Origin of the sequence: Peribacillus sp. RS7 (genome assembly GCF_041956845.1) — a bacterium.
Taxonomy (GTDB): domain Bacteria; phylum Bacillota; class Bacilli; order Bacillales; family DSM-1321; genus Peribacillus.
The window spans coordinates 3,641,591-3,656,303 of record NZ_CP168135.1 but is presented as its reverse complement, the minus strand read 5'-3'; the positions used below and the strand labels follow the sequence as shown (position 1 = coordinate 3,656,303).

The window sequence follows — 14,713 nt, the reverse complement described above, 5'->3', positions numbered from 1 at the left end:
AAAAAAGCGCAAACAGTAGATGACTGCCTGCGCTTTTTTTCATTTTTCTTTTCCTTTTAGTTTCGTTAAATAGGCTATTGCATCCTCAAAGTTGTCAACCGGCACGATCTTCATCTCCGTGTCTATGTCCTTTGCTGCAATGAGTGCATCTTCATAATTCGAACCTGCTACCCCGTTTTCATTTGGGGCAAAGAATATTTCGGCTCCAGATTTATCGGCTGCCACTATTTTCTGTTGAATCCCGCCGATTGGACCGACTGTCCCATCATCCGACATCGTTCCTGTCCCCGCTATATCATATCCATTTGTAAGATCGCCCTTTGTTAATTGATTATAAATTTCCAAAGAAAACATTAAACCAGCAGACGGACCGCCTATTTGTTCTGAATCTATGGCTATAGCTGGTTTTGTGATCACTTTTCGGTTATCATCAAGCGAAATGCCTATTCCAACCCTATTTGGGTCATCTTTAAAAGGCTGCAATGAAAGAAAGGCCGTTTTCTCCGTTTCCTCCCGCTTATACACTATTTTAACCTCATCTCCAGCTTTTTTTCCGTTAATGTAGTCCATGAATTCCTGTGCAGAATTGAATTTAACATCATCGACCTGAATGATTTGATCGCCCGCTTTCAGTTCTTTAGCTGCCGGCATTCCTTTAAGCACGTCCAAAACATATACACCCAGGTACTCGTAATCGACTTCTTTCCCTGCTTTTTCATATGCTATCTGAATGGCATTATTTTTAGAACCATCCATTAAGTGCAGCTGCCTAACATTATATTCTTCATCTGTTTCATCTTCACTCCGAATGGAGGTCTCTGGATAAAGCTCCTGATATTTGCTCCACTTCGCCAGCATATAGGAATATATATTCGCCCGGCCCATCCTTACAGTGGTTAACATAAAGCTGCCTTTCGCTTCATCTCCTCCGGAAACCTCTATGATCGGCTCTAATTCTTTAGCCATTCCTGGTTTTGATACATAAAAAGGTAGGGAATAAAGGGCTGATGCTATGAGAAGTATAGCCACCACCAGGAAAGTGCGTACATACATTTTACGGCTCATCTTCAAAGGACTCCTTCCAAGTAACAATGCTTTGCTTAATTTGATCTATCTTTCCTCTTGCAGCTTCTTCTCCAATACTAATTATTTCCTGTACGTTTGTAAATGATTTCGAGCTGTATTTCTCAACCCTGGGGCGTATCATCACGTCTGAAGCAAACTCCCTGCTTTTAACCAGCTCCATTTGCAGGATATCGAGGCTTTGCATGATTACATCATAGATGGAGTTTATCTCCATATCCTGTTTCACGTGGGCTACATCAACTCCAATTATGATGTCCGCTCCCATATCCTTCACGACTGAAACAGGAACCCTGTCAACAACACCTCCATCAACAAGCAGTCGATTTCCAATTTTTTCGGGAATGAAAATGCCAGGGATGGAAATGCTTGCCCTAACAGCTGGAGCGATGGGACCTTCCTGAAAAATGACCTTTTCCCCCGTTTTTATATCAGTGGCGACCACTGCCACAGGAATATCGAGTTCTTCAAATTTCTTACCATATGTAAATACCCTGATTAAATCCTTTGTCCGTTTACCTGAAATGAAGCCCATTTTAGGTATGGTGAAGTCCAAATAATACTTTCGCTTAAATGCACGGGACAACTTATACAGCCTCTCGATATCTGAACCCGCTCCATAAAAGGCAGCAACCATGGCTCCCATGCTGCTTCCAGCAATCATATCTATTGGAATGCCTTCTTGCTGTAATACCTTTATCACGCCAATATGTGCAAAACCCCTAGCTCCTCCCGACCCAAGTGCAAGCCCGACCTTTGGTTTCGACAAAGATACCCCCCCCGCCTATTACTAGTTCAAAATATTGAAATAACACTCATTCAAAGTTATGGTCTTAAACGGATTTATAGAAGCATATTATTTATATTGACAGTGAAACAAGCATGGCAGAAAAAAACTATGCAGCCATGTAAATGAAAGGCTACATTGAATTTTCCATTGTGCGGATTATCCTCATTTATACATGTCGGTACAATCCACATTATTCATGCACCTTACTTTTTCGCGAAAAGGATGTTCATATTTTATTATATACGAAACGAACTGCCCTTATTTAGTAACCTTCAAGAGGAGGCTGAATTTTGCTAAAATCAAAATCTAAAACAGTACTGCTAGCTACCTCCGTCACGATGATGGCAGTTGGCTTGATCATCTTCCCCCAAGAATCATTTGAAGCTTCCAAAGGCGGGCTGAATATGTGGTGGAAAATTGTTTTCCCTTCGCTACTACCTTTCTTGATTTTCTCGGAGTTATTAATCAGTTTTGGGGTTGTCAGGTTCATCGGCGTCATGCTCGAACCATTTATGCGTCCCTTATTCCGTGTACCGGGAGTGGGCGGGTTTGTTTGGGCGATGGGACTTGCATCAGGGTTTCCGGCTGGGGCGAAATACACTGTAAGGCTTCGTCAGGAAGGACAATTAACACGCATTGAAGCTGAAAGACTCGTTTGTTTCACCAATTCTTCCAATCCATTGTTCCTGTTCGTTGCAGTTGCCGTTGGGTTTTTCCACAATCCTCATTTAGGGATCATCCTTGCACTTTCCCACTACCTAGGAAATTTTTGTGTAGGCATCATCATGCGTTTTTACCGTTGGAAAGAAGAACAATCCCATACAAAAGTAATGACCAAGCTCCCCTCCATTAGACAAGCCTTTGGCCAGATGCATCGAACCAGAATAAAAGAAACAAGACCCTTTGGCAGTTTGCTTGGAGATGCGGTACTCTCATCTATTCAAACTTTATTGATGATCGGAGGGTTCATCATTCTCTTTTCGGTGGTCAATAAGCTTTTATTTCATATGAACATTACCGGATTGCTCGCATCGTGGGTCAGTGGGATTTTACATATTTTTAATTTCCCGGATTCCTTAAGCCTACCGTTCATATCAGGCATGTTTGAAATGACTCTTGGTTCAAAATTAACCAGTACGGTCGAAAATGCGAGTCTCTTTCAGCAAACTGTTATGACAAGTTTCATCTTAGCTTTCAACGGGTTCAGCATTCAGGCGCAAGTTGCCAGCATCATAGCCACAACAGACATTCGTTTTGCTCCCTTTTTTCTGGCTAGGATAGCACATGGCCTTCTGGCATCCACAATTACAGTCCTGCTTTGGGAACCATTCTATAAAGGCAATAGGTTCAGTGGCAGCCCGATACCCTCCTTCCCGGTCAGTGGATCAGGAGAACATGCAAGTTCCCTTTATCAAAATATGCTTGATTTCGGACCAATTCTGACCCTCGCCTTTTTGATCCTATACATCATCATATATACCAAAAGGCTATTCAAAGGCCTTTCTTAAACCGAAAAAAAAGAGCATTGCGCATTGGCAATGCTCTTTTTTCTATTCTTTCTGTTCCTCGTATTTTTTGGCCAGAGCTTTCTGGACAACGGGTGGCACTAGTTCAGAGATATCCCCGCCATACTTCGCAACCTCTTTTACGATACTTGAGCTCAAGAAAGAATATTGATTTTTCGTCATGATAAAGAATGACTCTATGTTACTGTTAAGGAATCGGTTCATTGAAGTTCCCTGCATTTCATATTCAAAGTCGGAGGTCGCCCTCAATCCCCTGATAATGGCATTTGCGGAAACGCTTTCAGCATAGTCGACCGTCAATCCTTGATAGAAATCCACTTTAACATTTGGCATATGGGCAGTCGCTTCAGTAATCAATTCCAGTCGCTCCTCCACTGTAAACAGTGAATTTTTGGCTGAATTGTTCACGATGACCACATATACCTCATCAAAAACATTAGCTCCCCTTTGAATGATATCAAGATGACCAAATGTTATTGGATCAAAACTCCCTGGACAAATCGCTATTTTGGACATTCATAGTTCCCCCTGTTCGTGTACGTTTCCCCATTGATAAATCGTAACGGCAATGACACCATAAACCTCTTTTCTCTTAACGGTAAAGTCACCAACTCTTTCTGGCAATGTAACATCATGACCATGCTCACAAACAATGTATCCCATATCGCTCAGCAATCGGTATTTATGTATTTCTTCAAGAATCTCAACTAGCTTTTGTTTCTTATAAGGTGGATCAAGAAAAATTAATTCAAAAATCATTTCCCTTTTCACCAAAGCTTTCAATGCACGCTCTGAATCATTTTTATAAACTTCTGCACGCTCTGAAAACTTACATAGTTCCAAATTGGCCTTAACCGTTTGATTTGCTTTAAAATCCCGGTCTACAAATATGGCTTTATCCATGCCTCTGCTTAACGCTTCAATTCCCAGTCCACCGCTCCCGGCGAACAAGTCAAGGACCAGCCCTCCTTCGAAATAGGGACCAATCATATTGAAAATGGATTCCTTGACTTTATCAGTAGTCGGCCGGGTTCCTGTACCCGGTACAGCCTTAAGTGGTCTTCCTTTACAAGTTCCGGAAACGACCCTCATCATTCTCACCACATTTTATGACAAATTTCTGTTACTTTCCTATCCTAACATATTAGAAAAAGCTAGCCAATAATAAAAGCCATTTCCTGCATTTCCTAAAAGGAAATCAACTTATCACTTCGTATCGGGATGGATATATCCATTCTTTTTATAAATCTTTTACATTTTGAATAATAAAGTGGTTTTTGGCAATAATGTGAATAACAACATTCCTTTTTAGGTGTTGTTGCCAACCGCGGAGAAGGCTTACGTTTCCCCATAAGTTCTTCCTCCGGTTTCTCCTCTCCCTTTGCCTTCTGGTCCTTAGTTAGACATAGAAGGACCCTGCAAATTTTTGCAGGGCTTTTTTTTATGATATCAAAGTTTCTTTATCATGATTCGTCATTGAAGTTGTCCTTCTCTTTTATGAGTGATAATGATAAAGTAATGAATAATAAGTTAGTTAGGAGAGGTTTAAGTGATTCAACGTTTTATTGAACTTGGACAAGGGTATTCCGATATATATGAGTTACTGGAAGTAGGACGCAATCAGAAACATCGGGTTGCAAGGCTTTTGTCCCTGCATACTACAATAAATGATAAAAAGGTAACGTCATTGGTCATTGTCATGCAGCCTACAGATCCAGGGAAATTCCAGCCGCTTTATATTTGCCGTGAAGGCATACCTAACCCTCATGCCACCAAAAACAAACGCTATGAGCTTTTTGAGAGCTTGGCGGAGGAACTGGATAAACCCATTATTGAAATCGATGTGAAATCTTCGGCGCTTTTTGCAGAAATCGAGTTGTACTACCAACACTTAATCGGCATTTTGCGAATGAATAGATATCTGCCCCCATTAGGCTAAAAGATTTGATGCCTGAATTGAAAAAGGCTGACTCCGCATGAGTCAGCTTTTTTCAAATTCCCATTTTATAATCATATTCTTTCGCTTTATCCGGTTTGGAGTTTTCGAATTCCACCTTCAAAAAAGGCTTGTAAGAAAGGTCCACTTTTTTTACGAACGAATAATTATTCAGTTTTTCCACCAGTGGTTCCACTTCATCCATATTCGTATAAAGGACTACATATTTCAACTTTTTTGAAACATAATGGATATTTCCAAACTTCCTAAGCATTTTGGCTTGTTTTAATGTATGTAAATAGACGATGATTCCCTGTCTCGCTCCAAGCATATCAATAACTCCCTTTTATAAAGGTTTTAACTAAGTGTAGCATAGCAGAATCTTTACTTTCAACCAAGAAAAAAGATTATAAACGAAATTCTCTTACTATTATGAATATACATACTGTGAAGGGAGCAGAAACAACGATGGATTTAAACCAAATTTGGGATCAATTTATAGATCATCTATTGGATAATGATGAAATTACCCAAGCATCAATAAAAAAATTCACAGGTATACCATTTATATATATCCATTTTCATCCGGCACAAAATGATAATAGTAAGCTTTCCTTCATAATAAAAAAAGCTGCTAGCCTTTCAATGCGTGGCAAGCAGCTTCATTGTGAAACCATTTTTGTACGGCAGGAAGATCATTTATATGTATTCCGTCATCGTTTTTATGTGCCGCAGCAAAAGATGTTTTGCTGCGGCAACCTTTGTCCAGATTGTATCCTATATCGCAGTTAATCGCATTTGGAACTTATCCAGAAGTACGAAAAAATGAAATGAGGTTCAGGAAGGATATTTAATACTTGCATTGATTCATTATCCCTCACTATCCAGGACGATGGTTCCATACATGACACAGCCACCGAACTCCGAAGTTATATCGAATTTCGATGGCTTATTGAAATGCCGGCCAAACAATCAATTGCTATGATCCGGCTATTTCATTAAGCAGAGCATCCACAACTTCCGCCGGTTCCGCAACTTCCCGTTGAACATCCCCCAGATGATACAAAAAATGGATTTCCCGCTGGGGTTTTGACCTGTTCAGAAACAGCACGGCCTATTCTTCCGCTTATTTCATCAAGAACCGATTGCAATTCAGTCTCCGCCCGCTTAAACTCCGCAACCGTTGGATGCATATCCATGTCTCGTTTAGCTTCCCTGGTTTCCAAATTGATGCGTTTATAATCCGGATGATATTTACCGAACCTTTGAACATCTTCAAATAGATCCTTTAATGAAGTAAACTTGGAAATTTTCCTCTGAGCCTCTTTGTCGCTCTGTAATTTATATAAACTAAGGAGATAGTCTTCCCCTATTTCAGAATGAAGGATCATTTCTGCCAATCCATCAGCCTGTTGTAAAATGTCGATGATTTCCATAGTAGCAAGCATTAACAAGCTCACCTCCACAACCATTTTACCATTTCTCCCTTTCAGAAGCTAATGGTTTGATTAAATCGAGGAAGTGATATGTACCTCAAACTCTTTTTGCAGCCCTGTTTTTTCACCTGAACCATTCAAAATCTCCAGCTTAATTTTATGCATGCCATTCGGGACATCCTTTAAGATAAATGCCGCCGTCCTCTTATCGACTTTCTTCTGATTATCAATAAATACGGACACAGTTGCCAATTGTTCAGAATTCGCTTCAGAAAAACCATAGTTTTTCAAGTAGCACTCTACATAAACAGAGTTGCCTTTCACAAAAGTTTTTACCCGAAAGTCCTCATCTGAATTTCGGATGCTCGATACAGTGGTGGCAGCTTTATGGGCAGTTACATCTTGTATGGCTACTTCTGAATTTTCAGGTTCCGGTATTTTCTTTCCACACCCCGACGCTGCCATCAACACTGTTAAAACCAAAATCAACTTTCTCATGCCATCGTCCCCCTTTTGCCTTTATTGTTCGCCAAAAGGAGTAATTTACTCTTATTTTCTTCATTCACTTGGAGCATTCATTGCTTGAAACATATGAAGCATCATGGAAGCCACTTGAACGCTTTCCGAAAATTTAGAAACCCGATGTGGAATCGACTTCTCAAAATAAAATTTCGCTTCGGTTTCAAATACATCCACTTCATGGGGATTACGCATTAACCTTTTGTACCATGCAGGGTTAACCCTCAAGTAATTTCGCATATCTTCGTTTGTTTGAATGAATTCATATATATTCTGACGCATGAAAAACCCTCCTTAATCTTTGGTGAATAAAAAAGGGTTAGCTCTCTGCTCTTTTTCTTTTGGGGGAGGACTGGTATCACCTGATTTATTCCCTTGGAAAACAGATAGCACTCCTTGGATTGCACCGATGGCCTGATTGGCATTTGTAATATATTGTTGTATCTGGCCCATATCCATATTTTTAACTGCACTCATTAACGAACCGATTAACTCTGTACTTTGGTCGCCCTTTTCTACCGGCCGTGATGTGGATTCTGCATTTACTTTGGACTCATCAACCCCGCCGTCAGCCTGCCAGCGTGGATGATCTTCTCCGAGTAAATACCATTCTTCAAAAAGTTCCTGCCATGTTGCTTGCTTGTTTCTCACTTCATTCACTAAATAAGGATGTTTCTTGACAAACTCCCGAAATCCATCCACGGAGGGCCGCTTTCTTTTTGCCATTACTCTCACCTCACACTTAGACATCGCCTATTGCACCATATGCTAAAGGTAAATAAAAAGTGCATACCATTCCTTTTCAAATGCAATTGGATTTCCCATGGCGATCGATTAACGTGCGAATTAATACATAGACAAACGATCATCATCGAGGGGAAGGTCCACCCTGATGATGGGGAACTTTGCCCTATATCGACAGGGAACTTTTTTATTATAAAAAAATAATCCAGAACAAAAAAACGGACCCAAATCGGATCCGTCTTTTTATTTTTTTATGAAATTCTGAGTGTAATACTTTTTATAAACCCCAACACCCAGACCTGTAAATTCCTCGTTCAGCATCGCATCCCGATGCCCTTTACTATTCAACCAGCCTTCCATGACTGCAGCTGCGTCCACATAATGAGCCGCAATATTTTCACCTGCTGCCCTGTATTTAACATGACCAGCATCGAGACGTTTTTCCAAGTCCCCTTTTGTTTCAGAAACATGGGTTCCTTCAGGAGTGTCCCTCATTTCCCGGCTATGAAGGTAAGCAACCTCCGCAGTCGGACCATCCCATTCTAAAGGCTTCAAATCAAACCTGCTGCGCATTATATTCGTAATATCAAAAATTTGCTGCTCATTGCCATCTTCCACTTTCTCCAATTCTTCTTTAGAAAGGTCCTTAACGGTCACAAGTTTACCATTATAGGTCAACTCATATGGCTTTTGCTTTAAAAGCGCGGAATCATTCAAAAATCGGATGCTTGAAACAGTCCCTGTGAATTTATCCAAATAAAGCTGAACATGTATGTTCCCTAGTTCAATCAATGGCCTCATGTTCATATCTTCCTCCGACAATTCAAAACGATAGGAACTGTCGCCAACCTCAATATCAACAGTAGGTTCTACATATAAGCTTGAATAGATGGCATCAATCGATTGTCCTATTTTAAAAGGGGCGACATTGACATCATCACCGATTCCATAAGCAGATACCACTTTTTCATTTTCAACGGCTAATTGGAAATAATCGTTATAGTCCTTTTTATAAACCCACCAATCATATCCATATGCGGACATATCAATTCGATCTGGCTTACCGTATTCCTTTTCTATCTCTTTTGCATTTTTCCCAATTGTTACTGCCAAACCTTCAGTCACTTTAGTAACCCCTTCTTTTTCGGAAGAAGTACTTTTTTCATTTATATGTCCATTGGGGTTAACACCTTTGTTACCATCAATAAGAGGGTTTCCTTCATCTTCATCGCCGATATTAAGATAAATACCGATTACGAAAAAAATAATGATTAACACCAACACCTTACCAAAACTTCGCAGAGGAACACTCCCTCTCTCTATCTAATTTATGTATCCAATGCAAAAAAACTTTCTTTCCTGATTATATCACTGTTCAATCATAATTTTCTAATTTACGATAGACTGCCCCTTCATTAAATTTATTTAAAAGCGGAACTTTTATGAATGATCAAAATACCCTAGTTGAGTTCATTGCAACTTCCACCATTTCGTACTATTATAAAATATAGGATAAAATGGTATATTATAAACATACTTGGAGATTTTTAATATATTCATGTACATAATATTTTCCCGGTATGTCATTTTAATTCTCAATAGTAAACATAGGAGGTAGTACTCGTGAAATTTGAAAGCTTTGGAATTGAAAACATCACAGCCGACTTAAACCGATTAGATGACCTAATGCCGCAATATGGTTTAATACGTGCAGAACAATGGGATTACGAAAGAGTCAGTTATGATCGTAAGTTCGAAGTAAAAGAAGGCACGTTTTACCTGCGAATACTAGGCTATGCTACAGAAGGCGATGTAGGCGCTCACAGGGCCGTCATCAAACTAATGGTTCCCCTATTAGGAAAACACTATTATCCACACGGAGTTGAATATGGCGAAGGGGAGGACTTCCCTGCATCACTTGTTAAACAATGTGAAAAAATCCTCGCTCAGATCAAAGAAGAGCTTTCAGAATTCAACGGTCTATAAAAGCCGTTAGTAAAAAGTTCGGTAAAAGAGAGAGGATCATAACTGATGCTCTCTTTTTTTATCCATTACAAAAGCCTGATGCTTTTTTTGCATCAGGCTTTTTCATTATTTTAAAATCCTAGGATCGCCTTTATTAAAGATGTTGTCTCGCCGCCATGATAAATGACATAAAGCAGGATGTAAACGGCTACTCCAGTTATCCCAGTGAAAAACCAAATGATGCTTGTCGCAGGGCCGATTTTTTTATGAATGGCGAATTTGCCTTTAAACCCAGTGGTAAGCATGATGATCCCCAAAACCGCACCAGTTGTGGCAAGTGTTATATGGAAGATCAAAAAAATCGTATAATAAATTTTAATGTCATCGGGTCCGCCAAATGACGTACTCCCAATGAAGACCGTCCGAGAAAGATATATAGTGAAAAAGATTACCGCAAAAACCGCAGCTACCATCATGGTTTTTTTATGGGTCTCGATTTTGCGTTGTTTAATTTGATACCAGCCTATTGCAACAGTGATGGCACTTAATACAATGAAGGCAGTACTTATTGTTGGAAGGATTGGTAAAGACATATGTATTGTAGTCCTCTCTATATTTATTAATCAACTACCATTTTATAAGAGGCACTCATAAAATTCAATAAAATCAAGTTTTATTAACAGAATGCTCACTTTTATGGAATAGCCAAGTCAAATCACTAGCTATTTGGTCGGAAATCCGTTAACCATGAACCTGGCAGCTATCAGGCTATGACATATAAAAGACTTGTCCGCCCCTAGACAAGTCTTTTCGTACAACTATTCTACAGTCTGAAAATCCGAAGGTATCGGATCGATATCATTTTGCCCGCCATTCTCCTTTTTGAACCAAGCAAAGAAAATGACACCTAATACATAGCCTAATACGATTTCTTGAATCACCTTCATCAAAACCCCACCAAGCTGTTGATCTTCCAGCAATGGCAGCCCATTGAACATTTCTGGACCACTGAGAGTTAAACTCGACAGTGCTGAAGCCGGAACGCAAAGTTCCATGGCACTTGCCCAAGATTCCGCATTGGTAAACGTATCATACATCGGATCATTAGCAAAAATGATTAAAGCACAAGCTGGAGTCATTAAAATGCCACTGCCGAAAATATAAGCTACTTTTTTTACACCTGATAGACTTTCACGTTCAGGCAGTCGATTTACAAGTGGGAACCACATCAATACTGCAGTCGCAAACAAAAGGACCGTGTATCCGGCATGAATCCACATCCCCGTTTTGATAAAGTCGAACACTAACGGAATATGGTACAACGAGAAAAGAACATTAAATAGTAAAAGGGCGACAAGAGGTCTCGTGAAAAATTGAAATAACGCCTTCACTCCCTTTGAATTAATGAACGTTCTCAAAAGCCAATCTGGAATCGCAATGATGAATAAAGGCGGAATCACAAGATAGAGCAATGCCATTTGAAACATGTGGGCACTGAACATGATATGGCTCAGTAAATCCAGCGGCGATCCTTTTACCACATAAAGAAGGATCATGGCTATTAAAAAATAAGTTATCTGTTTAACGGAAAGCGATGAACTGCCGGAAAACTTCTCCCTTTTTTTTGTCACCAGCCAAAAATATCCAAGGGTTATAAGTACGAGGGCGGCAAAATAATAAGGACTCCATAAGGCGCGAAATCCGAAAATATCAATAGACAAAAAATCACCTCGTTCATGAACTTTTTACTTTCATTATACCTAAAATGAAACATGGTAACAAATATAGATAAACCTGGATTCTTTTTCTAGCACATAAAGAAAACCGGCTATCATTCAATAGCCGATTTTCTTTATGGTTTATAACCAAACGATCGTTGTGAAAACAAGGACAGTTATTAAGCCGACTGCAAGGCCAGAAAATAAAAACAATGCAATGGTACCATGCCCTTTGTGCTTCATATGCATAAAATAATACAATTGGAAAATTACTTGTATAACAGCCAGTAGCAAAATGACTGGTTTAATGAACCAATGTGAAAACCCTTCAATTCCTACTGCAGCAAAAGCAAGCAATGTAAAGAAAATCATAAGCGTAAATGTTATCACTTGATGTTTCATCTCTTCAGCATTCTTCTTGCGGCGATATTTTAAATCGACATTCGGGTTCGCTGAATTTGATTGTTCATTCGCCATCAGTTATCCCACCATTCCCATTAAGTATACGACTGTAAAGATAAACACCCAGACTACGTCAATGAAATGCCAATAAAGACTCGCGACATAAAATTTAGGAGCGTTATATAAATTCAAGCCCCTTCTTGCATTACGAACCATAAGAGATATGATCCAAACCAAACCGAAAGCAACGTGCCCTCCGTGAAAACCAACTAAGGTATAAAATGCGGAGCCGAAGGCACTACTCGTAAATGTATGGTGGAATTCATGAACATAGTGATTAAATTCATAAATCTCGAGACCTAGAAAAGCAAAACCAAGTGCCACCGTAATCACAAGCCAAGCCTGCATTTGTTTAAAGTGGTTATTTTTCATATGATACATTGCATACACACTAGTCAATGAACTGGTCAATAACAGCATGGTTGCTACAAAAGTAAGTGGTAATTCGAATAAATCTTTTGCCAGGGCTGCATCACCATTTGGAACCTTATCCTTCAATGCAAGGTATGTTGCAAATAGTGAGGCGAATAATACCGTCTCTCCACCAAGAAACAACCAGAATCCCAAATACTTATTCTTACCTTCTAAAGTCGCTTTCTCGGGAGAAGCAGGCCAAGTGGCATCCGTGAATCTTTCATCTGATTGCATTATGCCTTACCTCCCTTGTCTTTATCGTCCATAAGGTCTTCTTTATGAATATGGAATCCATGATCGTCTTTGACGGAACGGATAAACATTGAACCGAACGTTATCAAAAGTCCAACAATTATTATAGGCAGGGTCCATGTCTTATCATCCATATTATATAAAGCACCGAATGCGGCTACAAATAAACCGAGAGCAATCGTTAAAGGAAGTATAGATGAATTTGGCATATGGATATCCCCTAGTGGTTCTGCAGGAGTCATTTCCGTTTTCCCTTCCATTTTTTCAACCCAGTAAGGATCTAATCCACGGACAAGCGGAAGTTGTTTGAAATTATAAAACGGCGGTGGTGATGGAATGGCCCATTCCAGCGTACGTCCATCTCCCCATGGATCATTGCCGACTTTTTCATTTTTCACGGATGTAATGATTATATTGATGACCATAACCAAGACCCCAAATGCCATTAAGAAGGCTCCAACTGTACTAATCATATTACCTGTATTGAGTCCTTGATCGTCCAAGAATGTAAATACGCGACGAGGCATCCCCATTAACCCTAAGAAATGTTGAATGAAAAATGTTAAATGGAAACCAATAAGGAACGTCCAAAATGTGATTTGTCCCAATTTTTCACTTAACATAGTTCCAAACATCTTCGGCCAATAGAAATTGATTCCAGCCAGTAAACCTAATACAACCCCACCGACAATTACATAGTGGAAATGGGCAACAACGAAATAACTATCATGGTATTGATAATCAGCAGGTGCTGATGCGAGCATGATACCTGTTACGCCCCCCATGGTAAATGTAGGTATGAAGGCAACTGCATAAAGCATCGGAACCGTGAACTTGACGCTTCCTCCCCACATCGTAAAAATCCAGTTGAATATCTTAATACCTGTTGGTACTGCGATTGCCATGGTAGCCACAGCAAAGATTGCATTTGCGATTGGCCCCAGGCCAGTGGTAAACATATGATGGGCCCAAACCATGAAACCCAAGAACCCGATTAAAACGGTTGCAAATACCATCGATGAATAACCAAATAATCTTTTTCTGGAAAATGTAGCGAAAATTTCCGAAAAAATACCGAATGCAGGAAGAATCAGGATATAAACTTCCGGGTGACCGAATATCCAGAATAAATGCTCCCAAATAATCGTATTCCCCCCAGCTGCTACATCAAAGAAATTCGAGCCAAACATCCGATCGAACATCATTAACACCAATCCCACGGTAAGCGGAGGAAAAGCGAATAATATCAATGCGGAAACAACGAAAGTTGACCATGTAAACAGCGGCATACGCATATAAGTCATTCCAGGCGTACGCATATTAATAATCGTTACAAGGAAATTGATCCCTGCAATTAATGTTCCCAAACCTGATATCTGTAGTCCGAGGACGTAAAAATCAATGCCATGGCCTTCGGAGTGAAGGGAAAGTGATGCATATGATGTCCAGCCTGCATCGGGAGCCCCCCCTAAAAACCATGAAAGATTCAAAAAGATTCCTCCAAAGAAAAATAACCAAAAACCTAACGAGTTCAAAAATGGGAACGCAACATCACGAGCCCCTATCTGTAAGGGTACAACAGCATTCATTACAGCAAATACTAATGGCATGGCGGCCAGAAATATCATTGTCGTACCGTGCATGGTCAAAATTTCATTATAAAATCCGGCACTTACGAAGTCATTATTTGGGATTGCAAGCTGGATACGGATAAACATCGCTTCCAAACCGCCGATTACAAAGAATAACCCGCCAGAGATAAGATATAAAATGGCGATTTTCTTATGGTCTACCGTCGTCAGATAATCCCAAATCGTAGCGCCAAATCCTTTTTTATTAGCGTACGTACTCACGATTTAACCTCCTTA

Annotated in this window: 19 protein-coding genes; 4 read left to right on the top strand and 15 right to left on the bottom strand. The window is 39.8% G+C overall.

The features are described from left to right. Nucleotides 1-39: 39 nt before the first annotated feature. Nucleotides 40-1,065: a SepM family pheromone-processing serine protease gene (locus ACDZ29_RS18395; protein ID WP_375088321.1), complete on the bottom strand. Its 1,026-nt coding sequence runs from the start codon at nucleotides 1,063-1,065 to the stop codon at nucleotides 40-42. Beyond that, nucleotides 1,055-1,852 carry a patatin-like phospholipase family protein gene (locus ACDZ29_RS18390; RefSeq protein WP_137018809.1) on the bottom strand — a complete coding sequence of 266 codons (798 nt, stop codon included), beginning with the start codon at nucleotides 1,850-1,852 and terminating at the stop codon, nucleotides 1,055-1,057. The genes ACDZ29_RS18395 and ACDZ29_RS18390 overlap by 11 nt, the downstream gene beginning before the upstream one ends. A 311-nt stretch (nucleotides 1,853-2,163) precedes the next feature. Between ACDZ29_RS18390 and ylbJ the strand changes: the two genes are divergently transcribed. Beyond that, on the top strand, nucleotides 2,164-3,381 hold the full coding sequence (gene ylbJ / locus ACDZ29_RS18385; protein WP_375088320.1) for a sporulation integral membrane protein YlbJ: 1,218 nt from the start codon (nucleotides 2,164-2,166) through the stop codon (nucleotides 3,379-3,381). A gap of 42 nt (nucleotides 3,382-3,423) precedes the next feature. On the opposite strand, the gene coaD is transcribed toward ylbJ, so the two are convergent. Together coaD and rsmD are read right to left on the bottom strand one after the other, a co-directional pair. Beyond that, the gene (gene coaD / locus ACDZ29_RS18380) at nucleotides 3,424-3,915 is read right to left on the bottom strand and encodes a pantetheine-phosphate adenylyltransferase (protein ID WP_289324312.1); all 492 of its coding nucleotides are present in this window, start codon (nucleotides 3,913-3,915) and stop codon (nucleotides 3,424-3,426) included. Then, a complete protein-coding gene (gene rsmD / locus ACDZ29_RS18375) occupies nucleotides 3,916-4,491 on the bottom strand; it encodes a 16S rRNA (guanine(966)-N(2))-methyltransferase RsmD (protein ID WP_289317247.1) in 576 nt (191 codons plus the stop codon). Nucleotides 4,492-4,948: 457 nt separating this feature from the next. Here rsmD and ACDZ29_RS18370 point away from each other — a divergent pair, with 457 nt between their 5' ends. Next, a complete protein-coding gene (locus ACDZ29_RS18370) occupies nucleotides 4,949-5,338 on the top strand; it encodes a methylthioribose kinase (RefSeq protein ID WP_370014358.1) in 390 nt (129 codons plus the stop codon). 52 nt (nucleotides 5,339-5,390) lie between these two features. Here the strand turns inward: ACDZ29_RS18370 and ACDZ29_RS18365 are convergent, their stop codons facing one another. Continuing rightward, nucleotides 5,391-5,666 (bottom strand): YlbG family protein, encoded by a 276-nt coding sequence (locus tag ACDZ29_RS18365; RefSeq protein ID WP_048684554.1) that lies wholly within the window; start codon nucleotides 5,664-5,666, stop codon nucleotides 5,391-5,393. Between the two features lie 101 nt (nucleotides 5,667-5,767). On the opposite strand from ACDZ29_RS18365, the gene ACDZ29_RS18360 reads away from it, so the two are divergent. Beyond that, nucleotides 5,768-6,127, top strand: coding sequence for a hypothetical protein (locus ACDZ29_RS18360; RefSeq protein WP_289324310.1), 360 nt, complete (start codon nucleotides 5,768-5,770; stop codon nucleotides 6,125-6,127). 206 nt (nucleotides 6,128-6,333) lie between these two features. On the opposite strand, the gene ACDZ29_RS18355 is transcribed toward ACDZ29_RS18360, so the two are convergent. From ACDZ29_RS18355 to ACDZ29_RS18335, 5 genes are all read right to left on the bottom strand, one after another. Next, a complete protein-coding gene (locus tag ACDZ29_RS18355) occupies nucleotides 6,334-6,783 on the bottom strand; it encodes a YlbF family regulator (RefSeq protein ID WP_289318441.1) in 450 nt (149 codons plus the stop codon). A gap of 60 nt (nucleotides 6,784-6,843) precedes the next feature. Next, nucleotides 6,844-7,269, bottom strand: a complete 426-nt coding sequence (locus ACDZ29_RS18350) for a hypothetical protein (protein ID WP_289324309.1) — start codon at nucleotides 7,267-7,269, stop codon at nucleotides 6,844-6,846. 60 nt (nucleotides 7,270-7,329) lie between these two features. Then, complete coding sequence (locus ACDZ29_RS18345; protein ID WP_370014355.1) at nucleotides 7,330-7,572, bottom strand: YlbE-like family protein; 243 nt, start codon at nucleotides 7,570-7,572, stop codon at nucleotides 7,330-7,332. Nucleotides 7,573-7,584: 12 nt separating this feature from the next. After that, the gene (locus ACDZ29_RS18340) at nucleotides 7,585-8,016 is read right to left on the bottom strand and encodes a YlbD family protein (RefSeq protein ID WP_289324307.1); all 432 of its coding nucleotides are present in this window, start codon (nucleotides 8,014-8,016) and stop codon (nucleotides 7,585-7,587) included. A 261-nt stretch (nucleotides 8,017-8,277) separates the two neighbouring features. Continuing rightward, on the bottom strand, nucleotides 8,278-9,312 hold the full coding sequence (locus ACDZ29_RS18335) for a CAP domain-containing protein (protein WP_289317253.1): 1,035 nt from the start codon (nucleotides 9,310-9,312) through the stop codon (nucleotides 8,278-8,280). A gap of 345 nt (nucleotides 9,313-9,657) precedes the next feature. On the opposite strand from ACDZ29_RS18335, the gene ACDZ29_RS18330 reads away from it, so the two are divergent. Next, nucleotides 9,658-10,020 (top strand): YugN family protein, encoded by a 363-nt coding sequence (locus ACDZ29_RS18330; RefSeq protein WP_289317254.1) that lies wholly within the window; start codon nucleotides 9,658-9,660, stop codon nucleotides 10,018-10,020. Between the two features lie 110 nt (nucleotides 10,021-10,130). On the opposite strand, the gene ACDZ29_RS18325 is transcribed toward ACDZ29_RS18330, so the two are convergent. From ACDZ29_RS18325 to ctaD, 5 genes are all read right to left on the bottom strand, one after another. Continuing rightward, nucleotides 10,131-10,592, bottom strand: coding sequence for a DUF420 domain-containing protein (locus tag ACDZ29_RS18325; protein WP_289317255.1), 462 nt, complete (start codon nucleotides 10,590-10,592; stop codon nucleotides 10,131-10,133). Between the two features lie 225 nt (nucleotides 10,593-10,817). After that, a complete protein-coding gene (gene ctaG / locus ACDZ29_RS18320; protein ID WP_370014353.1) occupies nucleotides 10,818-11,720 on the bottom strand; it encodes a cytochrome c oxidase assembly factor CtaG in 903 nt (300 codons plus the stop codon). A 138-nt stretch (nucleotides 11,721-11,858) separates the two neighbouring features. After that, nucleotides 11,859-12,194, bottom strand: a complete 336-nt coding sequence (gene ctaF / locus ACDZ29_RS18315) for a cytochrome c oxidase subunit IVB (protein ID WP_289317257.1) — start codon at nucleotides 12,192-12,194, stop codon at nucleotides 11,859-11,861. A 3-nt stretch (nucleotides 12,195-12,197) separates the two neighbouring features. Next, entirely contained in the window at nucleotides 12,198-12,827 is a 630-nt protein-coding gene (locus tag ACDZ29_RS18310; RefSeq protein WP_289317258.1) for a cytochrome (ubi)quinol oxidase subunit III, read from the bottom strand. Beyond that, entirely contained in the window at nucleotides 12,827-14,698 is a 1,872-nt protein-coding gene (gene ctaD, locus ACDZ29_RS18305; protein WP_289324305.1) for a cytochrome c oxidase subunit I, read from the bottom strand. The genes ACDZ29_RS18310 and ctaD overlap by 1 nt, the downstream gene beginning before the upstream one ends. Nucleotides 14,699-14,713 lie beyond the last annotated feature (15 nt).